The 26,887-nt window shown below is 45.2% G+C and carries 20 protein-coding genes; 12 read left to right on the top strand and 8 right to left on the bottom strand.

Annotation, left to right across the window (positions count from 1 at the left end; genetic code table 11):
- Nucleotides 1–129: 129 nt before the first annotated feature.
- The 7 genes from IPL83_04600 (at nucleotide 130) to IPL83_04570 (ending at nucleotide 13,159) form a co-directional block, all read left to right on the top strand.
- Nucleotides 130–1,182, top strand: coding sequence for a flavodoxin family protein (locus tag IPL83_04600; protein MBK9038435.1), 1,053 nt, complete (start codon nucleotides 130–132; stop codon nucleotides 1,180–1,182).
- Nucleotides 1,179–5,159 (top strand): translocation/assembly module TamB, encoded by a 3,981-nt coding sequence (locus IPL83_04595; GenBank protein ID MBK9038434.1) that lies wholly within the window; start codon nucleotides 1,179–1,181, stop codon nucleotides 5,157–5,159. The genes IPL83_04600 and IPL83_04595 overlap by 4 nt, the downstream gene beginning before the upstream one ends.
- 3 nt (nucleotides 5,160–5,162) lie before the next feature.
- Nucleotides 5,163–7,646, top strand: a complete 2,484-nt coding sequence (locus IPL83_04590; protein ID MBK9038433.1) for a BamA/TamA family outer membrane protein — start codon at nucleotides 5,163–5,165, stop codon at nucleotides 7,644–7,646.
- Nucleotides 7,627–7,968: a BamA/TamA family outer membrane protein gene (locus IPL83_04585; GenBank protein MBK9038432.1), complete on the top strand. Its 342-nt coding sequence runs from the start codon at nucleotides 7,627–7,629 to the stop codon at nucleotides 7,966–7,968. The genes IPL83_04590 and IPL83_04585 overlap by 20 nt, the downstream gene beginning before the upstream one ends.
- Before the next feature lie 298 nt (nucleotides 7,969–8,266).
- Nucleotides 8,267–9,175, top strand: a complete 909-nt coding sequence (locus IPL83_04580; GenBank protein ID MBK9038431.1) for a trypsin-like peptidase domain-containing protein — start codon at nucleotides 8,267–8,269, stop codon at nucleotides 9,173–9,175.
- A gap of 134 nt (nucleotides 9,176–9,309) precedes the next feature.
- A complete protein-coding gene (locus IPL83_04575) occupies nucleotides 9,310–11,427 on the top strand; it encodes a serine hydrolase (GenBank protein ID MBK9038430.1) in 2,118 nt (705 codons plus the stop codon).
- A gap of 112 nt (nucleotides 11,428–11,539) precedes the next feature.
- Complete coding sequence (locus IPL83_04570; protein ID MBK9038429.1) at nucleotides 11,540–13,159, top strand: serine/threonine protein kinase; 1,620 nt, start codon at nucleotides 11,540–11,542, stop codon at nucleotides 13,157–13,159.
- On the opposite strand, the gene IPL83_04565 is transcribed toward IPL83_04570, so the two are convergent.
- Genes IPL83_04565 through IPL83_04550 form a run of 4 tightly spaced genes read right to left on the bottom strand, consistent with a single transcriptional unit; the run spans nucleotide 13,139 to nucleotide 16,144 of the window.
- On the bottom strand, nucleotides 13,139–13,405 hold the full coding sequence (locus tag IPL83_04565) for a hypothetical protein (GenBank protein MBK9038428.1): 267 nt from the start codon (nucleotides 13,403–13,405) through the stop codon (nucleotides 13,139–13,141). The two genes, IPL83_04570 and IPL83_04565, sit on opposite strands and share 21 nt — an antisense overlap.
- Nucleotides 13,398–13,883, bottom strand: a complete 486-nt coding sequence (locus IPL83_04560; protein ID MBK9038427.1) for a sigma-70 family RNA polymerase sigma factor — start codon at nucleotides 13,881–13,883, stop codon at nucleotides 13,398–13,400. The genes IPL83_04565 and IPL83_04560 overlap by 8 nt, the downstream gene beginning before the upstream one ends.
- Nucleotides 13,884–13,915: 32 nt before the next feature.
- Nucleotides 13,916–14,392: a hypothetical protein gene (locus IPL83_04555; GenBank protein ID MBK9038426.1), complete on the bottom strand. Its 477-nt coding sequence runs from the start codon at nucleotides 14,390–14,392 to the stop codon at nucleotides 13,916–13,918.
- A 45-nt stretch (nucleotides 14,393–14,437) separates the two neighbouring features.
- Nucleotides 14,438–16,144 (bottom strand): hypothetical protein, encoded by a 1,707-nt coding sequence (locus IPL83_04550; protein MBK9038425.1) that lies wholly within the window; start codon nucleotides 16,142–16,144, stop codon nucleotides 14,438–14,440.
- 364 nt (nucleotides 16,145–16,508) lie between these two features.
- Between IPL83_04550 and IPL83_04545 the strand changes: the two genes are divergently transcribed.
- Both IPL83_04545 and IPL83_04540 read left to right on the top strand, forming a co-directional pair.
- Nucleotides 16,509–17,810 (top strand): NupC/NupG family nucleoside CNT transporter, encoded by a 1,302-nt coding sequence (locus IPL83_04545; protein MBK9038424.1) that lies wholly within the window; start codon nucleotides 16,509–16,511, stop codon nucleotides 17,808–17,810.
- Nucleotides 17,807–18,850: a hypothetical protein gene (locus tag IPL83_04540; protein ID MBK9038423.1), complete on the top strand. Its 1,044-nt coding sequence runs from the start codon at nucleotides 17,807–17,809 to the stop codon at nucleotides 18,848–18,850. Before IPL83_04545 ends, IPL83_04540 begins: the two co-directional genes overlap by 4 nt.
- A 4-nt stretch (nucleotides 18,851–18,854) precedes the next feature.
- On the opposite strand, the gene IPL83_04535 is transcribed toward IPL83_04540, so the two are convergent.
- The 4 genes from IPL83_04535 to IPL83_04520 form a co-directional block, all read right to left on the bottom strand.
- Nucleotides 18,855–19,439 (bottom strand): hypothetical protein, encoded by a 585-nt coding sequence (locus IPL83_04535; protein MBK9038422.1) that lies wholly within the window; start codon nucleotides 19,437–19,439, stop codon nucleotides 18,855–18,857.
- 114 nt (nucleotides 19,440–19,553) lie between these two features.
- The gene (locus IPL83_04530; GenBank protein MBK9038421.1) at nucleotides 19,554–20,672 is read right to left on the bottom strand and encodes a hypothetical protein; all 1,119 of its coding nucleotides are present in this window, start codon (nucleotides 20,670–20,672) and stop codon (nucleotides 19,554–19,556) included.
- Nucleotides 20,673–20,930: 258 nt separating this feature from the next.
- Nucleotides 20,931–21,197, bottom strand: a complete 267-nt coding sequence (locus tag IPL83_04525) for a type B 50S ribosomal protein L31 (GenBank protein ID MBK9038420.1) — start codon at nucleotides 21,195–21,197, stop codon at nucleotides 20,931–20,933.
- Between the two features lie 178 nt (nucleotides 21,198–21,375).
- Nucleotides 21,376–23,193 (bottom strand): cyclic nucleotide-binding domain-containing protein, encoded by a 1,818-nt coding sequence (locus IPL83_04520; GenBank protein ID MBK9038419.1) that lies wholly within the window; start codon nucleotides 23,191–23,193, stop codon nucleotides 21,376–21,378.
- Between the two features lie 308 nt (nucleotides 23,194–23,501).
- On the opposite strand from IPL83_04520, the gene IPL83_04515 reads away from it, so the two are divergent.
- The 3 genes from IPL83_04515 to IPL83_04505 are packed head-to-tail and all read left to right on the top strand — an operon-like array spanning nucleotide 23,502 to nucleotide 26,886.
- The gene (locus IPL83_04515; protein ID MBK9038418.1) at nucleotides 23,502–24,866 is read left to right on the top strand and encodes a glutamine synthetase; all 1,365 of its coding nucleotides are present in this window, start codon (nucleotides 23,502–23,504) and stop codon (nucleotides 24,864–24,866) included.
- Between the two features lie 20 nt (nucleotides 24,867–24,886).
- Nucleotides 24,887–26,080, top strand: a complete 1,194-nt coding sequence (locus IPL83_04510; protein MBK9038417.1) for an iron-containing alcohol dehydrogenase — start codon at nucleotides 24,887–24,889, stop codon at nucleotides 26,078–26,080.
- Nucleotides 26,077–26,886, top strand: a complete 810-nt coding sequence (locus IPL83_04505; GenBank protein ID MBK9038416.1) for a type 1 glutamine amidotransferase — start codon at nucleotides 26,077–26,079, stop codon at nucleotides 26,884–26,886. Before IPL83_04510 ends, IPL83_04505 begins: the two co-directional genes overlap by 4 nt.
- Nucleotide 26,887: the final 1 nt, after the last annotated feature.

Raw genomic sequence — 26,887 nt, 5'->3', positions numbered from 1 at the left:
TGCTGAGAGAATTGGTTTATTAAAATAAATCAAATCCCGCGGCACTTTCGGTGGCCTTAATGCCTGACGTCAGGTCTCGCCGATATCCCTTCTTGAGAGGATAATATAGAGGGAGAAGATGGAGGCCAATTGGAACAGAAGATAGAGAGGGAGATCAGCGAGCTATTGAAACGCTGGTCAAATACAGAAAAAGTGGCGGAGATCCTCTCTGATCGCCTTGAAAAATCTGAACTTCCAATCGCCCATGAATTGGCGATAATGAGCTTTCTGCTCCAGTCGGGTTATCTTAAATTGCTGTTTAACACTCTGCTGAAGCGGTTGCAAAATGACCGTCCGACATCCTGGCTAGCCCTTATCGAAATCATGAGCCGCAACGATGTGAAGCCAAATCGCGAAGTCCTTAACGCCATCTTTGAAGGGGCTCTGAAACATCAAATGCTTGAAAACCTAATTCTGTCCCACGGCTGGGACAATTACGACACGAGGTTTCAAAAATTAAGAGATGAACTCCGCAAACGCCTCCAAGACGAAATTCTTCAGAAGAAAAATACACTCAAGGAAAAATTGGGTTTTCTCGCCAACCACCGTATGATTGAAGAAGAAGAGCGAATTCTTGAGTCCCTCTTGAACATGTTCCCAGAGGATCAAGAAATTCAGGCTTATCAAATTGGTTTTAAGGAGCGCTGGGCACGCAACATCTTGTCGACCAGTAATCAGAATTACCTAAATCCAACATCTGAAGCACGGATGGCCATTAAATGGACTGAAAATGAAACCGCACTTTTAGATTCTTGGCTTACCACAGCCAAGAAAATCTCGGAGGCCCGACCTGAGATGGCTTACATGTTCACTATATTTTTCATCTTCGCGGAAGCCTGGGAGCAAGCTCTTCAGATTCTTAGCTTGGCGCCTCCTTCCAAAAATCGAGATTGGCTCAGACTGGATATTCTTATTCATTGTCGACTTTTCGTTGATTGCCTCTCCGAAGTTGATCAAACAGAGATGATCCACTCGGATGACCCCGAAACAAGCTTCTCAGCTGCCTACACAAGAGCACATGCCTTGCACGGACTTGGCCAACACACAGCCGCAGTGGAAATCCTTCAGAGTATAATTGAGATACGTCCGAATTATCGATCTGCCCAAACACTTCTTACGGAGTGGACAGAAGGGGCACGATGAGCTGGGTATTTATCCAGAAATGGCGTAAATGGCTTATTTCTTCAGCAGTCTTTGCCGCATTTTTCTTTTTGCTCGGGTTCTCCTACCGATACCATTTGCCCCGCATCAAATCATGGTTACTTGTTGAAATAGAGAATCAATCCCAGAAGCACACATCGGCAAGGGTCTGGCCCGAGAGACTCGGGTTCGGACTCTTTCCCCCTCAGCTCATTTTTGAGGGAGTCAGAATCATTCCGAAACCGCCTCTGGCTCCGTCTTTTTCACCCTCTTATATCAAGGAATTGCGAATTAAACTCAATTGGATAGCACTGTTTCGTGGACAATTTCGTCTGGCTGAGGTGATCTTCGACCATCCCAACTTAAACATTCTTCTCCCACATCTTTTTGGTCCAGAAGGTGAACAAAAGAGCGCAGCCAAACACCCCAGGCTTGATATTCAAATAAGAGCGCTCTCCACGATCCCAATTGATAAACTCATTATCACTGATCTCGAGTTAAAGGCTCGATCTCCTGGAGACAAGGCTCAAATACAGTTAGAAAAAGCTTCCTTTGTCATGACTAACATGTTCGATGCATTCCTTATTGAAGCTAACTTTCCCAATGTCAATTTACGGAAGGAAGGTTTGGCACCGCTTGATTTCAGTTTTGAAAGTAGATTTTTGATCGATGACGAAAATTTGCAGATTTCAGCACTTAAATTGAGAAAACAATCTTCCTATTTTGTCGCCTCCGGGTACCTCAATGGCAAACTGGCCAAAGCAAATTTTGAATCAGGTAAGATGAGCAGCCGCTCTCATTTCTCCTTGCCAGAGGTGCGTCTACTGGTTCAGGATTATTTGGAAAAGATAAGACTTCCGCGACTCAGGGGATCCATCGACTTAGATTTAGATCTTAATTGGGTTCAAAATGTCTACCCGAACATTCAATTCCGAACTCAGGCAACTGGAGTAGAAATAGACAGTTTCGTTCTCGGAACTCTGACTACAAATGGCAGTCTCTCAAAAGAAAACCTGCTTCTTGAACGTTTAAATATCAGCAACAATGCAGGCACAGTCATCCTGCATAAAACTGTCTTTGATACAAATAAGACTTGGAAATTCTCAACTTCCGTCAACATTTCACAGTTAGAGCTGCAACAGCTATTGCTCAACCTCACAGTACCAAAAACGCCTCTTCACCTTGATCTGAGCGGCAGCCTTCCCTGCGAAGGAGAAATGTACCCTTTTCAGCTGAACTGCAAAGGAAAAGTCCTCGGAAAAAACCTGAGCGTACACTCCGGAGAACCAGAGAAATTTCCAATTGTTGACTTGGCCAATATCGAGACGGAGGGCGAAGTAAAAGTTAATTTGCAGGAGGTTAGATATAAGGCTGACATAAGGGTTGGAAAATCCTCAACGGGTAGATCTTCAGGGACAATTAACTACTCCAAGGGTTTTAATATCGATTACGAGGGAGATCACGTCGATTTTTCCGACGTCCAAAACTTAGCAAAATTAAAATTAGAAGGAGCGGGAAAAGTAAAAGGGAATACGGCGGGTGATAGTTCTTATGGAACAATCAAAATGGATATCAACAATGATGATTTCTGGATAGAAGATTTCCCTCTCGGGAAAGTGAACACTGAAATGCAATACAAGGAAGGTTTCCTTTATTTTAAACAGGTCAAAGGTCTCTTTAAAACTTCGCGATACACAGGAAATGTGGCAATTGATCTCCGCAAAAACAGCTTGAATCTAACTGGCCAAGTCCCCTTCGTCGATTTGGAAGATCTCAGGCTGTTATTCTCAAGAAAATATTTGTTTCCTCTCTCCATCGATGGTTCAGGATCTGCAGAAATAAAAGTATCCGGCCCACTGATCCTTAATCAGTTAAATTTTGATCTTAGATCTGCATTCTATCGAGGAACCTTAGGCAACGAAAGTTTCGACGAGTTAATTCTCAATGCCGGAGCTACAAATGGAAATGTTAAACTGCGACAAGCTCATCTGTCAAAAGCGACAGGTCGAATCTCCTTTGATGGGGGACTCAGTTCCAACGGAATTCTTGACGCTGTTGTCCTAGGAAGAAATTTGCGACTTGAGCAGTCTGAAAATATCGAAAAAATTAACCTAAATGTGACTGGACTTGTCGATTTTACGACTTCATTGCGTGGTCCCATTCGCAACCCAAAAACAGACATACATCTTCGACTTTCCCAATTGGTGATTGCAGATAAACCCTTTGAGGACTCCAATCTTAAAATTAAGTTAACTCCACTTGCTCTACAAGGTGGGGGCAACATTATGGGAAATCTCGTTAAGACAGACTTTACAATTCCCTTTTCAAATGATGGGCCATTTCGTCTTTTTGTAGAAGCGAATGATCTCAATTTTACCCAATTGTTCACCGTCTTTTCCGGACCAGGGCGAAAAGTAGATTTCGATTCTAAATTCACCTCAACCATTGACTTAAGCTCCAGCAATGGAGGTCTTTTCAAGAGTTCTGGTTACGCTAAGATCGATGATTTCACGGTTCGGAGAGGAAATACCACTCTTGCATTAAATAGACCGATCAACTTGGAAGTACGAGAAGGCACGTTGAGATCAGAGACCTTTAACCTTCAAGGCCAAGGTTCTCTTGTTTCTGTTGCTATTAAAGACACCTCAAAGGATCGCCTAAACATAGGAGTAAATGGAAAGCTCGACATGGGGCTGGCTCTTCTCTTTTTGCCGTTTCTTGATGATTTGAAGGGCGTTCTTTCTCTCTCTGGACAATTAAAAGGCGACTGGGAAAATCCAGAGGTAATGGGATCAGCATTTATAGATAATGGCCTACTCAGGATAAGGGACTTCCCACAATCTTTTGAGCAGATCCGGGCGGATCTGCTCTTTAGCCATAAAAAGATTGTCATCAACTCGGCCAGCGGACAGTTGGGAGGCGGCCCCTTCGCGGCAGACGGAAAAATTCAGGTGAAAAAAATGAATGAGGTCCTGATTGATGTAAAGGGTCGATTCAAAGATGTCAGTCTTACGATTCCTGAAGGAGTAAAAACAAAGGGGTCGGGTGATTTCTTTTTGAAAGGAAATTGGTTCCCCTATATTTTGGGAGGCGAATACCAAGTTAGTCAGGGAGAAGTCTCCAAAGAGATTGATGGAAATGCCCAGAAAGCCGGGAAAATCAAACCATCTAGTTTTTTACCTGATTTTCTGATTGAAGACAAATTTCAGCCCTTTCTTCTCGACTGGAATGTCATTCTGAAGCGTCCAATTCTTGTCAAAAACTCTTTGGTCAACTCACCCCTTTCAGGATCTCTTAAAGTCAGTGGAGAAATTTCTGCACCCTCTCTCAAGGGACAACTCTCATTGGAAAAAGATGGAAAGGTCTTCTTCCATGAAACGCCATTTGATGTCGCGGTAGGTCAGGTTGTTTTTTCAGGCGATGACTCCGATAATCCAAATATATTTCTCAATGCCAGCTCGAGGGTCAAAGATGAATATGATATTAACCTGTTAATTCAAGGGCGAGCCAAAGATCCTCAGTTTAACCTATCTAGCCAACCCCCTTTGGCTGAATCCGAGATCATTAGCCTCTTGGCTCTCGGAATAAAACCCAAAAGCGAAAGTGATAGCAAGGAATTTCAAACTGGAGAATTGGCAACCCAGACAACTCTGCAAATAGGCTCAGCCCTGCTCCAAAAGCCACTAGGAGACATTAATAAATTGACGGGGGTAGAGGTTGACGTGTCTGGAGCCGCTGGTGCCGATCAAGCCGTCGTACCAAATTTAACATTAAAAAAGCAGTGGACCCCAAAATTTGGTATTTCAGCAAGCAGAACAGTCGAAAATAATCCGACAAACAATGCTAAAATTGAATATAAAGTAAACAAAAAGCTTTCTGTTATTGGCACATGGGAAAATAAGGAAGGAAATCCAGAAATCAAAGATACTTCTACCGAGAAAGTTGGAGTGGATCTTGAGTACCGATTGGAGTTTAAGTAGGTCATGTTTTCGCTATTTGTTCCCTCTATTATTGCTCTGAGTTTTGCATTCGCTTTTCCGGCGATTGCACAGACTCTGAAGATACATGGCGCCCAGCCAGAGATTATTGAATTTCTCCGTAAAAAATCTCCCGAGCTATTTGATAACAGCTCCTCTTTATCTGAAATTGACCTTCTGGTCCGATTGTTGATGGAACATGGTTCCTTTGAGCGAGTATCTGCCTATCGGGGTCCAGAGGGAAATATCTCAGTTGAGGCCCAGGCCATTAAACTCCTCTCAGGAATAAGAGTTACCGGAAATAGAATCGCTTCAACGACAGCTCTTTTAGAAATTATAGAACTCAAAGAGGGTGACAAATTTGATAAAAGAAAGATTACCGAGAGTGGCGAACGACTGAAAGCTTTTTATTCAGAGCAAGGGTACTTCAATGCTATTGTTGAAATAAGATTCGCAAATGCGAGCGATGGTCGTCTGGAAGCAAGCTTTGTGATAGACGAACAAAGTCCATGCAAAGTTTCTGCTGTCGAATTCACCACCCTCAATCCCTATCTTCGACAGCGTTTGCAGTACCGCAGTCATAAATACCGCCACCAAGCTTTGACGGCTGTTGTCTTACAAAACATCAAACTGACGTCTGAAGAATTCCTTAAGAATGAACGATTTTTGAGTGCCGTTATTGGGGAACCTGAAATCACATACGATGCAGACCGTACCTCGGCCAGCCTTACCTATTCTATTCAAGATCCTTATAAATACGACCGCCAAGTGATAGGTTATAAGCAGCTCAGTATTTTTGATATCTCCCGAGAACTCAACCCTCTGGACGCCGCTCCGAACGGCGGAGACCCGATCTCTGAGGCAGCAGAGAGAATTCGAAAAAAGTACCTCGCCAGCGGATTCGCGCACGCCCAAGTTTCGACAGAAATCATTGAAGACAACAAGCAGTTTTTGCGTAAAGCTCGAATCCTGATCTACGAAGGCCCACGAGTCCTGATCGCACAGCTGGATGTCAGCGGGAGAATCTCACGAAATCCGCAATACTACGCCGCGCTGATTCGAAATAATAGCTCGGAGCTGATCAAGAGCGGATATTTTAGCAGAATCGATATCGAGCTTGGGCACAAGAATCTTATCAACGAATTGCGCAACCAAGGATTTCTCAAAGCAAGGATACAGTCCTTAAGAACGGAGTTTACGAACAAGAAATCGGAAGCAAAAATAAAAATTGTCATGGATGAAGGGCCCCTCACTCAAGTAAAGAAAGTCGACTTCCTAGGAATTAAAGCCTTCAATGAAGCAGAATTGAATGAAGTCGTTACTGTTCACAGCAACGCTCCTCTTCGATTGTCTACAATTGAAGAGAGTATCAATCGGCTCAAGTCCTTTTATCTTAGTCGCGGTTTTCTGGAGATGAAAATTGAAAACATCAACAACCAACTCGTCGAGTACAACGAAAAGGGCACCCAAGCCATCGTGCGTTTTGAAATCCTTGAGGGCCCTAAGATCATTGTGTCAGCAATTAATTTAGAGGGTAATAAGTTTACAAAGGATTATGTGATCCTCAGAGAGATTGAGTTTTCCATCGGTGAAACCTTGACTCCCGAAAAAATAGAAGATTCACAAATGCGGCTTAACCGACTGGGTATCTTTAGCCAGGTAAGAATTCGCACACTTGAGGAAGGAACTTCCATATCCCAAAGAACCGTTCTCATCAGTCTGCGAGAGCGCGATCCTGGACTTTTCAAAATCGGCGTAGGAGCCGATAGTGAACGCGATCTTACTCTCCGCCAATTTACATCCGTTTCATTTAACAATATAGAGGGTACCGCGCGGACCATAGCTGCAAGGCTGGAGTTGGGATATAATCCAGATCAAGTGAAGTATCTTACACACCGAGCCACTATCGGATACCTTGAACCCTTTTTATTCTCTACGCGCACGAGAGGGCGCATTAATTTCACTCGACAGCAGCAAATTTCAAACTTCAATGACGTCACACTTTTAACTGAAATCTCTGACAGTAGCCGCGTCGATTTTCTCCTAGAGCGAGACCTTGCCCGCAACTTCAAGTTGACATGGACTCTTTGGAGCTTAGATTCCGTCAAGACCTTCGAGCGTTATGGTAACTGCTTAGATGGTCAGCCGGGAAAGTGTCCCGATCAAATTGACCGGATTGCTCTTCTTGGCCCCACTCTCGATTATGATCTGCGGGACAATCCATTTGTGCCCACTCGCGGCTCCCATGTCCGATGGAACTTGTCTTACTCAGATCCAGCTTTTGGATCCTCGTCCGACGTCAATTTTGTAAAAAGCGAAATTTCTTACACCTATCTCTGGAATCTTGGCTCCCCAAGTCTTGTATGGGCAAACCAGCTCAGACACGGAAATGTTTCTAATCTCAGCACCCTTCCTGGAAGTAAAGTTCCAGTTAGCCAGATTTTTTACTTGGGTGGCACTTCGAGTATTCGTGGCTTTGGGGGCTTCTAGTTCAAACGAAAGAATCCCGCAAGGAGTTGAGTTTCCAAATGAGGAAGTGATTGTCGAGAGAGAAAGCGAATACTCCTTAATAAAGAGTGAGTTTCGTTTTCCGGTCTATAATTCCTTGGGTGGGGTCGTATTTTATGACGGAGGGGCCGTTCAAGTTTCGGGTCACCATTTTGAAAGACCCTATCGACATGCAGCAGGATTTGGTGTTCGCTTTAATACACCAGTCGGACCCGTCAGTCTTGATATCGGATTCAAATTGGACCGCATCAAAGAGCGCAACGAAGACCCTTGGCGCCTGCACTTCTTTATTGGTTCATTCTAAAAACCCACAGAGCCTGGTCTATTCAGACTTTTAGTTAGAGAGAATTTTTCCTAGACGTAAACTCCATCAATTCAAATGGACCGAAGGCCATTTTCTCATTTGAATTCAAGGTGTTTTTCTAACTCTAGCTCTTTTCATCTATAATGAGAAAATTCACGTTGTTTGTTCATTGTGAGCGATAGATGACAAGAGCCTCAATTCATTTCAGATGAGTAACTCATGACTTGGTTTATCAGTTTATCTGCGACTGATTTACCAAAATCAGCATTATCTATCAAAAATTTCCAAGGAGGGATCCATGATCAATAGAAATCTAATCCATAAGCTATCACGCATATTTTCCGTCACCAGCATTTTTCTTCTCTGGAGTCCAATTACAGAAGCACTCTCTTCGAGGGATCCTCTGTGTATTCAACCAAAAGTGATATATGGAGTCGACAATCGACAGGAATACTATGAAATCAAAGACCCCTTGGTAAAGGAGCTGGCTGACAGCACCTTAGCTCTCGTTGATAGAGGGCAATTGCAAAATCTGCCCGGTGCCAAATACAAATTGGGCGGAAGGCAATATGGATCTGCCTATGGACTTTGCACGACTGAACCCTATTTCAATCAACAAATCTCGGCGTTTTGCACAGGCTTTCTTGTTGCACCCAATCTCGTAGCAACAGCTGGACATTGCGTACGATCTCAGGCGGAATGTCAAAATACCCAACTCGTTTTCGGCTTTGCTCTCAGGGGTCCCGAGGCGCAGGACGATATCTTCGATGATCAACAGGTCTACTCCTGTGTCGAGCTCATTAAATCCGAGATTGCAAACAGTGGCGCAGACTATGCTGTGATTCGAATTGATCGAAAGGCCATTGGACGATCCTCTCTGGAATTGAGAACACAAGGAGAGTTAAGCCTAGGAGATGAGGTTTTTGTCGTTGGACATCCGTCAGGTCTTCCTGTCAAAATTGCAGGTGGTGCTCGCGTACGAGCTATCAATGCAGAATTCTACGTCGCCAATCTAGACACCTATGGCGGAAACTCCGGATCACCTGTTTTTAATTCAAAAACAGGACAAGTGGAAGGAATTCTAGTGAGAGGCGAGACTGACTATATCACCAAGAATGGCTGCAATATCTCCAATTCCTGTACCAATGACGGCTGCAGAGGAGAGGATTTCACAAAGATCCGTCATGTTGTTGAGGCTATCAAATAGAATTTGCTCATTTTTCTCCTTTATAAACAATCACTTATTGATATGTCTCATTTTGAGAATATTTTTGGCCTGTAATTGGAACCAACTGAGGCCCTCCAACGTCTTATTGGCAAGTGATGAGGGAGGGAAAACCAGTGAAAACAATAATGCTCAGAGTGTCTATGGTCATGCTGATGGTTTCATGCGCGAATCCTGGAAGTCCAATCAAAAATTGGAACCCCCAGGAGATCGAACAAACCAATTCAGAACTCGGAGAATCGATTGATCTTGGCTATGCCAAAAAAATTGCAGATATCTCCTACCACGCCGAGCCGGTATCGGATCCAAGGTTCAATAAGCTCGACGTCTATTTCCAGAACACAACCGAAAGAAAACCCGTTGTTATTTATGTTCATGGCGGAGGCTGGGCCGGTCCCGACGTCATCGATGGAGATAAGGAGAACTTGCAGAAAAATGAGAAACTTCCCAAGTCCCTCATTGAAAATGGATTTGTGATTGCCAGCATCAACCGACGTGGACTCAATTTACAACTCAATGGCCCAACAGGAAATTCCGAGAGAACCACCTACGAGGACCAAGCTGTCGATGTCGCGCGAGCGGTGAAATGGATAAGTCTAAACGCAGAAAAATTTGGAGGAGACAGCACTCGCATAGTTCTGTTTGGCTTCTCCTCAGGGGCTCATTTGGTCACTCTCACCGCTAGTAACAAAAGGTACTTTCAGGAACAAAATATCACTCAGGGCACGGTCAAAGCCGTAATTGCTGTCGACTTCCATGCCTATGACGTTCCTCTAGCTATCCGCCTGATGGCTGGGACTTCCTTAGAGCAAGAGATCAATGCCCTAAAAACAATCTTTGGCAAAACAGAAGCAGAGCAAAAAAAGGCCTCTCCTTCAGAATATGTCAATGATTCAATCACACCACCAATGCTTCTCTTCTCTGCGGGATTCAAGGATGGAAGCCAACAAGATGTTAGCAATCTAGGATCTAGCGCCTTTAAGGACAAGTTGCTTTTAGGCAAACGAATATGCCAACACCAGCATTTTGAGGAAAAAGACCACACTCAGCTGATATTAGACTATGGCTCCGCGAAAGATGATGGTTTGTCCTCAGCCCTTATTTCATTTTTAAACGACAAACTGGTTCCAAGAGCGATAGAGTCGCTTCCGGAAAAACTAAAATCTACAATTTCCAGTATTGTGCTTCCCATGGTCGACCCAACGGGATCGGATAGCAACAAGTCACCCGGATTTGTCATTGGGATTGTTTCACCAAAATATTCTGAGGTGCTGGGATTTGGTACCAAAAAAATAGGAGAGAGTCTCACCCCTGATGGGGACACCTTCTACGGCATTGGATCTGTCTCAAAAATTTTTACCGGCATCATGCTGGCACAAGAAGTCGTCTCCAAACGCATGGATCCAAAAAAGAGTCTTGTAACCTATTTCAAAGATCCGATTAAGTCAGACCTGTCTCCGTCTATTACACTTGAGCAGGCCATCTCCCACACTTCAGGACTATCGTCTTACCCTGAGAATGTTTCTTCCTTTAGAGACGAAGATAAAGATGGAATCGGAGATAGCTTGGAGTGGTCCCCTGCCAGACATTACGAAAGAACGCAGCTTCTCGCATGCCTTCAAGGCGGAGGATGTCGGCCTAATCCAGCTAAAATTGGAACCTTTCTCTATTCAAATCTCGGAATTACGTTGGTCAGCCTCACTCTCGAGGACACCTTGGGTGCTTCGAATTTTGATGAGTTATTAAAGATAAATTTCTCCCGCTCTCTCGGTATGGATGACACGGGCACCAACACCCCCGCCTTTATAGAAAATACAACGTCTCGAAAGGCCCAGGGCTATCGAGCGGACCTGTCGTCCCTCGATCCTCTCCCCTTTAGTGATATGGGCTGTATGGCTGGAGCAGGAGAAATCATATCCACTGCAAATAATATGAATAGATTATTAGAACACCTGGTCGGATTGCGGGAATCTCACCTGAAAGACGCCATTGGACTGGCAATAAAGCCGCTCGCCACTGTCGGACCCGACCAAACTATTGGCTACGCAATTGATATCAAGAAGGATCAAACAGGAACAACATTCTATTCCAAGGACGGCGCAACACGCTCGAGCCAGGCCTATGTCATTTGGCGCAATGATCTAAAAATTGGAGTCGTAGTCATGTCAAACTCCGGCAGTGCCAAAGTTAAAGCCGTAGGTACCGCTGTCATCAATGCAATTGCAAACCCATAATAGACCAAAGAAGAGGAGAGAGGGATGATGTCCCTTCTCTCCGCTTCCCACCGTCCAGTCATCCTCAGTTCCTGCGTGCAGACCAATCCTCTCTCGTTTAGAATATCTTCAAGTGAAAAACATAGGTCGATATCAAATATTGAGAGAAATCGGCAGGGGTGCTATGGGCCATGTCTATCTGGCCTATGACCCCTATTTGAACATGCAGGTCGCCATCAAGACCCTCCCCCAAAATATACCTGCTGACGAGATTCAACCAGAGGTTTATCACCGTTTCATCAATGAAGCTCATTATCTCGCCAAAATTAATCACCCCCACGTTGTAAGAATTTTTGATGTTTGTCCCGATGATAAAAATCCCTACATTAGCATGGAGTATATTGATGGGTCGGAACTCACTGTGCTTCTTGAAGGACGTAGGGAGATTGATATCAAGAAATCACTGCGAATCATGATCCAGATTTGCCAAGGTCTGCATGCCATTCACGCAGCAAATTTGATTCACAGAGATCTTAAGCCCGCAAACATCATGCTCGACTCGAACGAGCATATCAAAATAATGGACTTTGGAATTGTTAAAGATCAAAACTCTCAGCAGCACTTGACCAAAAATTTAACTGGCTCCCCCTGTTCAATGTCTCCAGAGCAAATTCGTGGTGACACACTGGATTTGCGCTCTGATATTTTTTCCTTGGGGATCATTTTCTACCAGTTACTCACAGGAATACATCCCTTCCTCGGGAATACGCTTGGCCAGACATTCTCAAATATCTCTTATGCGGAGCCTCTACCTCCTTCTCAAATTAACAAAAAAATCCCTTCAACTGCGGATCGGATTATTCTCAAGTGCTTAAAAAAGTCTGTGTCTGATCGATACTCAAATGCCCTTCTTTTAGAGCAAGAATTAAGAAAGGTTCAACCAAGTGATTCTAAAAATCCTCAATCAGAGCGAACCTCCAAGGGCGTATTGGCTATCTCCACTTTTGTATTTCTCCTCTCGACCATCTATTTCACTCTTTTTCACTGGAACCCGTCTAAAAATAGAGGGCCTGCCAATAACGATACCGGTATTGAATCTCATCAACCCAATCCTGTGAGGAGCCCACCAAAAAAAAGAAGCCCCATGAAAACCAAGGAAAGCCAGTCATCCAGGATCTCTTATGTGGACCTCCTGGAAAAATGTCAAGATTACCCCTGCGATAGAGTCGATTCCCCTTGCGCTGGTTTGCACGCGAAAACGACAAAAGGTGACCAAAAGTTGAAGCTCTCTGGCTGTCTCCAGGCGATCAGCGATCGCTTGAAGAAAATATCAACAGAATACCCATCCGTATCATGCGGAGATTCAATATGCACTTTTCTCGAAAAAAGGTGTGGGATCTGCACTGAAGATTGCGGCCATGCTGACTTTAATCCGAACCTCCCAGCCTGCATAAATCTTCACATTCCTGAGGCCCACAACCAAGCTTCAACTCCCTATCGCCAAGAGCAGATTCATGCTGCCCGAATCATCTATGACGATTGCTACTTCAGACTAAATAGCAAAGAGCTGACCACTCCCTCGTTTGCGAAATCGCAAACTGAATGCCTCTTGCTGAAAAATAACGAAATAATAGAGGAATGCTCAGAATTCATAAATGGACAAAATAATGCTGACCTCTCCAAAAAAGCGAGGTTTCTGGTCTGCATTGTCAACGGTGGACAAATAAAAGTTCTAAACAAAAATGAACAATAGAAGAGCCGCCAAAAGTAAAATCAAAGAAAGAGCATAGCGAAGAGGCACAGAGCGAAAAGCAGCCGACCGAAAAACAGATCCCTCTTCATTGTGCGAAAATTCTACGCCCCCAACCTGAATGTTCCCATAAGTGGCCTTTTGGATTTTCATCCACATTCGATCTTTGCGGTCTTCATCCATCTCGAGAGAATCAAGATCCATCGTCTGACGCAATTCTTTTTCGACCTGGTCATCAGTATCACTCAACTTCTTTTACCTCCTCTCGCAACTTATCCAGAAGGCGCGAAATCTTTGACTTCACTGTTCCTTCAGGTAATTCAAGAATATCAGCTATCTCCGAGTAACTATAGTCATAAGTCAATCGCAGGACAACAAGTGCTCTCTCATCAGAACTTAACTTTTCAAGAATCAATTGGGATCTTTGCCGGTTTGAAACTCTTGTCCCAATGGTCGTAGTAAACAATGGGAAAGCCCGACTGAGGGTAGAAAACAGGTCCGAACCTCTGGATCTCCTTCGACGGATTTCGTCAAGGCTCAGGTTTGTTGCAACTTTCACAAGCCAATATTTTGGATTCTCTTGCCTTATTTCACTCAATTTTCCAAAACACCTAATAAAAGTCTCTTGCACTATCTCCTCCGCAACAGGCGCCGACAAAACAATCCGATTCGCAACCGTAAAAACCAGTTTCGCATATTGCTTATAAAGATCTTCAAAACTTACCATCTCATGTCTCTGTGCCTGTCGAAGGAAAGATATTAAGCCTTCTTCAGTTTAGAAGGGATTTTATTAGGGGGTACAATCTCTCTTTTTACCAACTTCCACCCATCGAGCTGAAGAGCGATTATTTTCAAATCAAGTAAATAGGGCTCACAAAAAGGTACTTTCTTTAGAGTTTCTTTCTGCGACTCGTTCAAAAGTGCAATTTTGGATGTAACAAGAGAACCTATCATTATTGGGAGCTCCAATAAATAGTTTACTTCCATCCCAAGATCTTCTTCAATCTGCGAACAATTTGACTTTTCTAGATTCACAGGGAAGTAATTTTCAGGATGGAGTGGAGTTTCTAAAATAGCGGCAATCTCAATCGCATAGGCTTCAGAAAACTCCTTTAATTCCCCACCCTTACTCATCGTTACAACTGTAATATCCTGAATAGGCACAGGAAGTGAATCGCCTTCGGCATTCACCTCAAATCCAAATAAAAGTGTACAAATCAGAAAAACCCTATACATAACACCCGCACTTCCGAAATCACCCCGGCGCCCAATCGATAAAACTTATTGGGCACCCACTCCTGTTAAACTCTCCCCTTCACTTGGGCTGCTTGAGACTCCCCTGCCTCCCGAGACACCGACCAAGGGGCCACAACCAACCATTGAGCCTTGTTGACAAAACCGTTGAATGACCGAAGAGTGAACTCGAAAGTTGCTCTGACCGTGTGAACTTGAAATTCGATATTGATTCGCTCCAGAATTTTGAACTTGCATTGTACCACCTGCCAAAGATCCTCCTCCAGTCAAGGATTGGCCAAAAGGTCCGCTCCCGCCAGTGCCAGCCCCACCAGATCCTGTTGACACTCCTCCCACCGATGAACCCGAGCCTCCCCCGCTCCCTGCTCCCGCTGTGCCCGGCAAATTCGGCGATAAGCTATTGCCACCGGCAAGGGTGGTATTTCCAACTGCTGCACGATAGGCGAAATAAGAACCACCCGTGGAGCACAAGGGATCTCCAGAACAAAGAGCGCATGAATTGGCTAAGTCCTCAGGCGAATACTGCCCCGTGAATCCACTCGATATTTCCCGACAGCTCATGCAGTTTCCCTTGTTAATGCTGTCGCTCTTCGAACAGTAGTTGGCCGCGCTCATCTTGCGGCAAAAGGCAGCATCCGGAACGGGATCTGTCGTCTTGCAATAGCTATCTGAAAAGTCTGAACAACCCTCTGCTGTAGGATCCTTGTCGCACTTGGCGTAAAAAGTACCTTTGCATTCCGTTTTGGTTGCCGACTCAGCCTTCGCGCAATCTGCACTTCCGTCACCGTCTGCGTCTTCTTCCTCTTTTCTTGCAGCCTCTTCGGCGTCCTTTTTTCCTGCCTCATAGCCTTCTTCTTCGCCCGTGTTTTTGCCAAACATGTAGCCCGCAATGCCGCCAACGGCAGCCCCAATTCCACCTACGAGCCAAGGGCTCATGCTCGAACCTCCACTGCTGTCTTTCGGGGTTGGGGAATCTGAACCTCCGCCAAGTTGGTCAAATTTAGACGGCCCACCCCCTTCTGAATGAGCACCGCCTCGACCAGCACCGGTACCACTAGATCCCGTCGCGTCTCTGACGTTTCCGTATTGGGCTCCCGCAGAGTCCAAGCTAGCAATACTGCCAGTGTACTGACTGACAATTGCTTCAAAATACTCTTTGCATTCCTTTTCGCCATCTTTAGCTCTTCGCATGTTCGCTCGGATCTCTTCTGCAGCTTTTGGGCACTCTGGCGACTGGGCTCCGCAAGAGACTTTGGCCTGATATTCACCGAGAAGTGTCTTTCCCGCTTTTTTACATCCTTCAACGCAGGCACGTCCCTCAGAGACACAAATCTGCCCGGCACGTATGTTCACATCGCGAGCAACGGCCGCCCTATCGGACCCAGCCGTTGACTGCTCCTGAATCCCCTCTGGCGAACTTCCGTCAGGAATCGAGATAGCTTCTCCGATCTCACGCGAGGCCAAATCATTTTTGATAACACACTTTTCATAATTTTTTTCCACAGCGGGTTTGCTGCACATTCTCTCGTAAGTCTGTGCTCCCGCTCCAACACCTCGAGCAAACCTTGGCGGAGCAATCCTGGATGAACCAGAAGATTCCGGTTGGCCTGAAGGAGCCTCAGCTGCGAGGCCGCCGTCACCATCACCCGCCAGAGAGCGGTGAGAAATCCCCATAGCAATACACGCCATTGCAATGACCCTCACAGCGCTCATAACAAGTAACTCCGTCTTCATAAAATCCTCCAACCTTACTCATTCAATCTCTAAACCGATTTACGTCCAAAAGATCACATATGTCTCTGGGTCCGGCCAGGATCATTCCGGCAGTCACACCCACATGAGTAGAGTGTATCAAATTTGAAGCCAAATATCGTCACATTGATGAAACTGCGTCTCATCTTGAGACAGTGATACCAAAAAAATTGTCTTGGACCCACATCCCCCGCGCATTAGAAAGTTCTTCAAGTCTCCTTCCTAAATCTGATCAAGAGTCCCCGCAAAATTAACTGTGTACTTTGCCAAATTGCAGGTCTAAACAAGATAGAGATACTCATAAACCAAGATACAGAGATGTCGAATCCAACGAAGGAAACACATTATGGGACGATGGATAGGTTTTTTTGGCCTCACGGGGTTTATTCTCATTTCCTATTTTATGTCGGAGAGAAAAGATAAGGTATCTTGGAAACTCGTTGGATGGGGAATGGTCCTTCAGATATTCCTCGCCATCTCTGTGCTCGGCATTCCAGCTCTTGGAATTCCGGGCCCTTTGCGTTTTATTTTTGATATGGCCAATACCGCGATTGTGGCAGCCCTTGAGTTCACCGAGGAGGGCAGTCGTTTTGTTTTTGGTGAGCTGTTAAACGTTCAAAAATCAGGCTTTATTTTTGCTTTTCAGGTCTTACCCACCATTATTTTTATGGCCTCATTGATGGCGGTTCTTTATCATCTCGGTGTCATGCAAAAACTTGTAAATGGGATAGCCTATATCATGCAGAAAACCATGGGAATTAGTGGAGCGGAATCTCTTTCTACGGCTGCCAATATCTTCGTGGGACAGACGGAGGCTCCTCTTGTTATCAAGCCGTACGTGGGATCCCTGACTCGTTCCGAACTCTTTGCTGTTATGGTGGGAGGGATGGCCTCTGTTGCGGGTGGAGTGATGGCTGCCTACGTGGGTCTTCTCAAAGACCGCATTCCCGACATTGCAGGCCATCTTCTGACGGCGAGTGTGATGTCAGCCCCGGCCACCCTCGTGATCGCCAAACTCATGATTCCCGAGACCATTCACCCCGAAACTTTGGGGAAACTCCCAAAATCCAGCGAGGAAGTGATTGATCGCAATGTCATTGAGGCCGCCGCTCGAGGAGCCAATGAAGGCTTGCTCTTAGCACTCAACGTGGCGGCCATGCTTTTGGCCTTTATTGCACTCATTGCAATGGTGAACGCTTTATTCGTTCAATTTGGACATTTGATTGGATTTGATCATTGGGGAATCAACTCAATCCCAGAAGTTTTTCGGGGGAATAAACCGACGGAACTCAGTTTCCAAGTTATTCTTGGTTGGCTTTTTTCGCCCATCGCTTTTCTCATGGGCGTCCCCTGGACTGAGTGTGGAATGGCTGGCACCTTACTTGGAGAAAAAATTGTTTTTAATGAGTTCGTCGCCTACCTTCACCTTTCAGAGATTTCAGCACAAGTCAGTCACCGCACCATGATCATTTTGTCCTATGCTCTTTGCGGCTTTGCCAATTTTTGCTCCATCGCTATTCAGATTGGAGGCATTGGCGGAATGGCTCCAACAAGAAAATCTGACTTGGCAGAGATGGGAATTCGGTCTGTAATAGCAGGTAGCTTTTCAACCTTTATGACAGCGACGATTGCAGGAATTTTGATTTGATATCAAGCAAGGTCATTACAAACATCACTGTCTGTTCTCGCTCGCACAAGGGGATATCCTTATGCCTATTAGCGACTTCATTGTTTTTGTTTTTTTCCCCTGTGCGAGGAAGTGCCACAGGCTTGGGCTACGATCCCACTTTTGGGGTCTTTCATTGCAGTGATCGAAAGCTCACGATCAATGACCTTCAGCCACGTTGGGATGACCTCTCGACTCGGGAACTTAAAACCCAGTGGCATCATGCCAACAAAGATCCAAAATTTGTCGCAGTTGTGACACACGGACTCGATCTCAAATCAGGCACGATGGATGACATCAGAGGAGTGCTTCAGGATTTTGGCGGCGAAGTTCTTCAAGTTGGACTTCCCGGACATCGCCTTCTCACAACTGATGAGGGGGTTGAACCTTATGTCAGCTGGGCCGGGCACCTAAGGGCAAGCCTCTGTGTGGCAAAAGCACGGGCCAAAGAATTGGGAAATCTACCAAGCTTTTATGTTGGATTCTCTTTGGGCGGAGCACTTTACGAAGAAATTCTTTCTCAAAAGATAGAAGACACTTACAGGATGGATGGAGTGGTCTTGTTCGCCCCGGCTATCTCTCTCAGATTTTATTCCTATTTGATCCGCCTGTTTTTTGTCTTCGGCGAAGATTTTTCTCTTCCTAGCTTTATTCCCGAAGCCTATCGGGTCATGTATGGAATAAAAATGAAAAGCTTTCGAAGCCTTTTTCGTTTGGTGGATCAACTGCACTCAAATGCCGATCAGAGCTTGAATATTCCGACCCTTGTATTTGTTGATCCATATGATGAACTTGTAAGCCCCTCGGGAATCAGGTCTTTTATTGAACACAATAAACTCTCCGCATGGACGGTCCGAGAGACCTCAAATAGCACCTCAGTTTTAAAGGGTGGCTTTCGTCATCTGAATTTTGGAAAAGAATCCTTAGGAGTGAAGTCCTGGATTGAAGTTCGCAGAGAATTGATGACCCATCTTTTTAAATCCGTTGGGTGGGAGCCCCCATCCTATTCCTATGGCTTTTAGTGTTTTAGGCGACGCAGTCTCTAGAATCTCGGCTACGAACCGGCCACCTGCCCTGCTCACACTGACCCCACAACTGTGGAGCCAAAAATCTGACCGCGTACAAAGAACCAAAGAGTGCAGAGCTGAACACAAGATTGCCCAAAAGCTCATTATGCAGAAAAGGAATTGCCATCATATAGCATTGAACGAATCCATCCGAAGTCAAAGGATACATCCCTGCAAAAGCCCACACAAAGAAATTTGAAATAAGAAAAAAGACAAGGCTTGACGAAACAATTCCAAAAGGAAGTCGCTTTGCTAATGTCTTGACCGCATCACCACGTAATCCGATCCAATGCCCTATGCCGACGGCCAAACCAAAACTGATATAGACCGGAATCATTTGGTCATGAAACCCCAAACCAAAATCCGAAATCAATAAGCCCAGAAAGGGGACGGCCAATGCGTGTTCCCAACGGCGAAAAAATGTCCCTGAGAAAAGGGCCATCGCCATGATGGGAGTGAAATTAGGAGCGTGAGGCACCCACCGGCTCATTGCCGCGAAAAAAACCAGAACACTCAGAAGCCAGAACCTATGGGATCTTTGCATAATCATATCTCCTTCATCTCAAACTTTGTCTCAAAAATAAAGGAGGGCCTCAACCGAGTCAACGCGAGGCCTTGAAATCGTACTCTATCGTTGTGCGGCATTACCCAGAGCGAATTAAATACGGCGGAGTGTAAGGATAAATTGAGTGTTTGGGTTCAATTGATTGTACTTAAAATCACCACCCTGATTCTGCATGTACTTGCGGCACAGCCCTAAACCTAGGCCTGTGCCTTTGCCAGGAGGCTTCGTCGTCACAAAAGGTTCAAAGAGTCTGGCATAAACCTCAGGAGGAATCCCCTGACCACTATCAGAAAATTGAATCTCAAGCTGACTGTCCCTCTCCACAAACCTAATATCAATCCACCGATCGGCGCGTGATTGCTCAAGAGCATCACAGGAATTACTAACAAGGTTCAACAAAACCTGAGAAAGAGCCGTGGGTTGCGCCATAACCATCAGGGGCCCTACCCACTGGTGATGTCTCCATTCTATTTCAAGCCTGTTTAGCCGAGCAGAACTCAACTCATAGATCTCATCAGTCAACTGCCCAATATCTATTTTTTCAAGTTTTTGGCCTTCGTGTCCATGTAGAGCGGTCTTTAAAGTCTTAACAATTCGAACGATGCGCGAAACTGTTTGCTCAATTTCCAAACTGATTTTATCAACAATTCCAGAATCAAGCTTTCCTCGATCTGAAAGCATTTTCAAACGCCCCGCCTGCCAGAGAAGAATCGTCAATGGGTTATTGATTTCATGAGCAATACTTCCAGCCATCTCTCCCACCGAAATGAGGGGAGCACTCTTTTCAAATCGCTGACGAAGCTCTTCAACAAAAATGCCCTCGGGCTCTTTCCAGGTCACAAACCAGCAAGAAAAACAATAAATGAAGTCTAACCGCATTGGTTCTTCATTTGGTTGCTCTCGCCAAGACACTTCCTCAAAAAAACTGTTAGTCTTTGTCAGAGAAAACTTGAGCGAGTCATTCTTGGGGGGCGCGAAAAATTCTCCTAATTTTGCTCCATTGATCAATTCTGTCCCATTCAATTCGGCGAGTTCTTTTTGTGCGGCTTTACTCATGCCCAAAATTGCACCCGTCGGATCTGTTAACAAGGCCGGAAAAGGAAGCTGAATTAAAATGGATAAGAGTGAATCACGCAATTGTTGAGAATAATCGTCGGGGCGAAACCGGTCCATTTTTTCGAATGAAGCGGCGTGTTTCTTAAGACGTCTCAAAACTCCAACTCCCAGACTTTAACCTCAGGAAATTAAAAAAACCGAAACAAGAAGAAATAAACAATCCTCATCTAGTTATCGGAAAAATATTTTGTGTTTATAATAAAAGTTTATTTATTCTCGAGATAAAATAAAAAAATCAGGAATGCCAATCCACCCCTGACAGAAAAGACCTACCTCAACCGGCACCGAAAACGGGCCCATGATAGCGCCCGCTCCCCTTGCTAATTAACTAGTCCGGAATAGAAACGAGAGGACCTAGTTGCCGCCCGTAGCCCCGGACTTGCGTCCATATTTTTTAGCAAACTTCTCAGCACGTCCCTCTGTATCAATGAGACGCTGTTTGCCAGTATAGAATGGGTGGGAAGCGCTGGATATATCCACGGTCACAAGAGGATACTCCTTTCCGTCTTCCCATTTGATATTTTCTTTAGACCTAGCTGTCGATAGGGTTTTAAATGAAAAATCACATGAAACGTCTTTAAAAACTACTTCCCGAATTTTTGGGTGAATATCTTTTTTCATGGCTTGTACTCTCGATCCACTCGTTTAAATGTTCCTTAAGAATCGCGGCAATCTAACACTATTGATTTGTAAGCGCAACGCCCATTTTAATCTCATCACAAAAGACAAAATATTAAAATTACATAATAAAATCAATAAGATGAAGGCTATCCATGTGTTCAAGCGAGGCTGCACGACTCTATTGTGAGAACAAATGAAAACTGGGGAACTTATGACCAACACCTCTCGGATCGACATTAAATAGGGCTATCACTTCGGTCCTAAACCCAAAGTGGATATTAAAAACCACCAAATCCGAGTTCTCAATAATCTGGTGGAGGCCTCGGCCGCCTCCGCCTTTCGCCACCTTGCCGTCGTGACCCGTTTCCGTTGCAACTCCCCCGTAGCACTTATCCAAATAGTTAAGAATAGTATCACCATCGAGTGAACCAAATGGATCCTCGACAGCAATCGCTAAAATCATTCCATCCGTTCCATAGCGAAGTGAAGCCTGATGCTCAGGACTTAAGGAAACCGATTCAAGACGCGAAAGATGGTTATAGAGGCTCTTTCCATCTTTGCCTACGGGTGCATCATAGATCGCGTTCATTAGCATTTCTTCAAGTGCTGTCGCGGCGCGATCTCTCACTGTTCGACGTATGCCTAGCTGCTCAAAGTGAAGGCTCATATCGTTAATCAATTGATCTCTCTTGTCGCTCCTTGAAACCTCAACAGTTTTTAAGTCAGAACCCCAAGCCAAATATTTGCTCACCCCAAAAATATCACCACTCGCTAACTTCGCTACCGAAGTTACAATATTCTTTATAGTAAAGGTGCGATCATATTCATCTCGAGAGACAATGTGAGGCATCACTTTGTGTTCTCTGAGAGCTGGGAGATAGTGATCAATTCGATCAGAGGTCATGAAAACCATTTGTATAGAAGGATTCAATGCCTGGGATAAATCACAAAGCTGAAGCATTTCAGCTGATACAAATAGGATATCATAGGATTTTCCAGAGAGGGCCGCCTTCCCCTCCTCAATAGTTGAAGCTATATCCAACTCGACCCCGGTCCCCCCTAAAGCCATCTTGGCGAGCATCTGATACTTCATGTTAGACTCTGCCAGGAGAACCCTTTTACTCTTCATTGCTTTCTGAGAAGAATAAATTGAAACCACTGGCTCTAATAAATTCAGTACATCACTCAACTCGTGGGAAGCCGTTTTAATGAGATCTTGCTGATTGCCCTCGACACTGTTTTGTTCGATCTGAAGCAAAGTCATCTGTAGGGGGATCAATGAATTCTTATAAAGTTCTTCCAATTTTTGAAATGTTAGTTCCCGAGTGAAATACAACTCTTCCATCTTTTTATGACTTGCTACCAGTTCAGCATTTTGCTGTTCAAGCTTTTGATGCGATTTCTGCAAATCCTGTGTGCGCTTATTTAGATCGAGAGTTCGACTGGCCACCTTTATTTCTAAGCCCTTATTTACTTCACGCAGGTCGTTCTGAGCCTGAGTTAGCTTCATCGTTAGATCTTCAAAATATTTGGCTTTTTGATTCGTTATTCTTAATTTGTTCGAGAGATCATGGGCGTAGACGCGGAACAAGGCATGTTGAAATTCATCACTGCTCGTCCCCTCTAAGGCTAGAAAATCCTTTCCTCTCAAAATTATAATCTGTGTTTCCATCTCAGCTGTAATGGTGGCTGCAACGGGTTCGTGCGTAATTACGCTCATTTCGCCCACCAAGTCGCCCTTTTTATCCAATCTCGCTACGACACCGCCATCGACCGAAACAGATAAGATTCCTGACAAGAGGATAAAGAGATCTGTATTTATTTGTCCTTGAGTCAAAATCACGGATCCCGCTGGAGCTGTCTTGATCTGAACCTGACGACTCAGTTTATCTAGTAGGTGATCAGGAAAATGCTTAAAGAAATGCAGCTCTCTCAAGATAGAGGCCGAAGCAACTGCCTCCTGAGTTGAATCTATTTTTTTTGCCCCACGACTCATCAGCTATCCTGTTCCTTGACTGCGCTTCACAAAAAATCACACAGGGTCAATTAATATATCGACCCATTTTCTCTGTCTCCTTAGTTAAATATCCGAGAACGCTTGCTTTCCAAACCAGCCCACCGTGAATCGAGCCTTTGGTCGAGGTGATGCAGAGCTTCATTATCATTCAGCTCGTCAAATTCTAACTTCTTTTACACCTGGACGGCCCCCTCATTTTTTACTATCTTGATCTGGTCTCTCTGCAAAGCACTGTCAAACTAGTCATTTGTCCGTCTTGTTCTGCTCACAATGAAGGGGAGGTTACCTTGAATGATACCAGTCAAAAGGAAATCCTAGAAAAAGTTCGCCAGTCACCCTCTCACAAGGTGAAGGTAGCGGTAACAGACATTGATGGGGTCTTGCGCGGAAAGTATCTCCACAAGGATAAGTTCTTCTCTGCCCTTGAAAATGGCTTTGGTTTTTGCAATGTTATTTTTGGATGGGATGTGACAGATGCCGTCTATGATAACGTGCGCTTCACCGGTTGGCATACGGGTTATCCCGATGCCCTTGTTGAGTTGGATCTATCCACCTACAGGGAAGTGCCCTGGGATAATAATATCCCATTTTTTCTTGGTCATTTTCTCGATGAGCAGCAGCAACCTCTTCGCGTTTGTCCGCGGCAATTGCTCAAATCTGTAATTAAGCGAACAGAAGCTCTTGGATTCTTCCCGCGCGTTGGATTGGAATTTGAGTGGTTTAATTTTCGAGAAACTCCCCAATCCCTCCATGATAAAAATTTTGACCAACCCGAACCTCTCACACCTGGAATGTTTGGATATTCTCTTCTCAGAACCGGTTTTGAAAATGAATACGTCAATGCCCTCATGGACGAAATGGAAGCGTTTCAGATTCCACTCGAGGGCTTTCATACTGAAACTGGCCCAGGGGTCTACGAAGCCGCGATCAGCGTGACCGACGCGTTGACCGCTGCTGACCGAGGCGTTCTCTTCAAAAGCGGGGCAAAGGAGATTGGATGCCGCTTTGGAATCATCCCCTCCTTCATGGCAAAGTGGAATGAAAAACTTGCTGGCTGCTCAGGACACATTCACCAGAGTCTTTGGGCCCTCGATGAAAAACAGAACGTTTTTTTTGATCCAAATAGCACCAATAAAATGTCAAAAATATTTAAACACTACCTAGCTGGACAGATTCATTGCCTACCAGAAATTCTGCCCCTCTTCGCTCCCAACGTAAACAGCTACAAGCGCCTCGTTGAGGGACATTGGGCTCCAACCCGGGCCAACTGGGGTCTCGACAATCGAACAACTGCCTTTCGCGTGATTTCTGGTCGCCCCACTTCGACCCGTCTCGAAACCCGAGTTGCTGGGGCCGACATAAATCCTTACTTGGCCGTCGCAGCTGCAATCGCCAGCGGCATCTACGGCATCCAAAATGAACTCACACTTCAACCCGAAGTCACCGGAAACGGATACGGCGATACCGAATCAACTCGCCTGCCCAATAATCTTTATAAGGCAACTAACAAAATGGTTCGTTCAAGTCTGGCCGCGGAGATGTTCGGTGAAGACTTCGTCAGCCATTTTACTTCAACACGACACTGGGAATGGAGAAAGTCCCAATCAGTTGTAACGGACTGGGAGCGTCGTCGCTACCTCGAAATCATTTAGTCACCTGAGGAGATGAATCAATGAATAATGGGGAACTCATATCGCATTTTAACTACCCAACTCGAATTCACTACGGCGTGGGAGCCAGGCGTCTGCTGACGAAGTCACTGCAGCAGGGAAAGCTCCATCATGCCTTGATTGTGACAGATCGCGGAGTCGCAAAACTCCCATTTCTGAATGAACTCAAAGGCAATCTCTCGCAGTCTGGGATCACAGTGGAAGTATTTGATGGAATTTGGAGCAATCCGGTAAAATCTCAGGTAACTGAAGGCGTTTCCTGTTACAAAAAATCGAAGGCAGAAGTCATTATAGCCATTGGCGGAGGGGCCGTCCTAGATGTGGCAAAAGCGATTGCTCTGATGGTCAATCATCCCGGAGACCTTTTTGACTACGAAGATGGGAAGCCAAATGGACTTCCCATTGATCAGCCAATTCCGCCCATTTTTGCCCTGCCTACAACGGCCGGCACAGGAAGCGAGGTCGGTCGCTCCGCTGTGGTTTCTGATGATCAATCAAAGGTTAAAAAGATCCTCTTTTCTCCACGCTTGCTTCCTTCTGAGGTCTACGTTGATCCTGAACTGACGCTTTCGCTGCCCCCCGATATTACAGCCACAACGGGGATGGATGCTTTGACTCATCTGATTGAGGCCTTTTTAGCCATTGGCTTTCACCCAATGGCAGATGGCATTGCCCTCGAAGGAGTTCGCCTCATCGCCCAAAATCTAAAGACCTGTGTGTCAATGGCTAAAGCACCACCAAAAGACAAAACAGATTTTCTGAATGTGCGGGGCATGATCATGAATGCCGCATACATGGGAGCTGTAGCCTTCCAGAAGGGTCTGGGAGTGACTCATTCCTGCGCTCACGCTCTCAGCACGGTCTGTGACACACATCACGGATTGGCAAACGGAGTCCTTCTTCCTTACGCCATGCTTTTTAATAGTCGAGCTGTTCCCGATCGCTTTGTTCGTCTCGCTCAAGCCGCAAATATCCTTCCAGCAACCCCTCAAAAATTTATTGAATGGATCATCCGGCTCCGACGCGAAATTGGAATTCCTCACACGCTCAAAGAGATTGGGGTCCGAAAAGATCAGCTAGACAACTTAGTTGAAGTCGCAATTCAGGACGGATGCCATCAAACAAACCCTGTCCCCGTTACAGAAAATGATTTTCGCGCCATCTTTCGGAATGCCTACGAGGGAATTCTCGAATGATACGAGTGGGAATCAGTTCCTGTTTTCTACATCCAGATCCTGAACGCGCGACCTTTTCAAAAAAGACTCTTCTCTATTATGAACAGTCGATGGCCCACTGGGTAATGAACCATGGAGCTTTTCCCGTGTTGCTTCCAACAGAATCTCGCGGTCTAACAACAAGGGAGATTCTGAAATTCACCGACGGCTTGATTCTGCACGGAGGAGCTGACGTCGCCCCTTCGAGCTACTTCGAAGAACCCATCAGCGATATTTGGCCTGGCGATAGAATTAGGGATCAATATGAAATAAAGCTCTACCGCGAAGCAAAGGCAATAGGACTGCCTGTTCTCGGAATCTGCAGAGGCCTTCAAATAATAAATGTCGCCGAGGGAGGTTCTCTCTATCAGGACCTCAACACTCAGAATAAAAAAGCTAAAATTCACAGAGACAAAGATCTTTACGATGAGCACTGGCATCAGATCAACCTTGAATCAAATGGATTTCTCTCCCAGATTTATCCAAATACACCTCTAGCGAAGGTAAACTCTGTGCATCATCAAGGAATAAAAAAACTTGCCAAAGAATTGATTGTTGAAGCAACAAGCCTTGACGATGGTGTCATCGAAGCCATACGTCATGAAGCCATGCTGCCCTCTCCCGCTGATTCATCACCGTATATCTTGGGTGTTCAGTGGCACCCCGAATTCACGGCAGGCCCCGCAGATCTGCTGCCCGAGAGTCAGCTCATGAAAAGTTTTTTACAGGCCATTGAATATCGACGAGCAAATTTCAGTAAAATTGCTCATCAACAAGATAGAAAATAAC

The sequence above is a fragment of the Bdellovibrionales bacterium genome (genome assembly GCA_016716765.1).
In the GTDB taxonomy this organism is placed as follows: Bacteria; Bdellovibrionota; Bdellovibrionia; order Bdellovibrionales; family UBA1609; genus JADJVA01.
The sequence above is the reverse complement of the archived record's forward strand: the minus strand, read 5'-3'. Positions and strand labels throughout refer to the sequence as shown.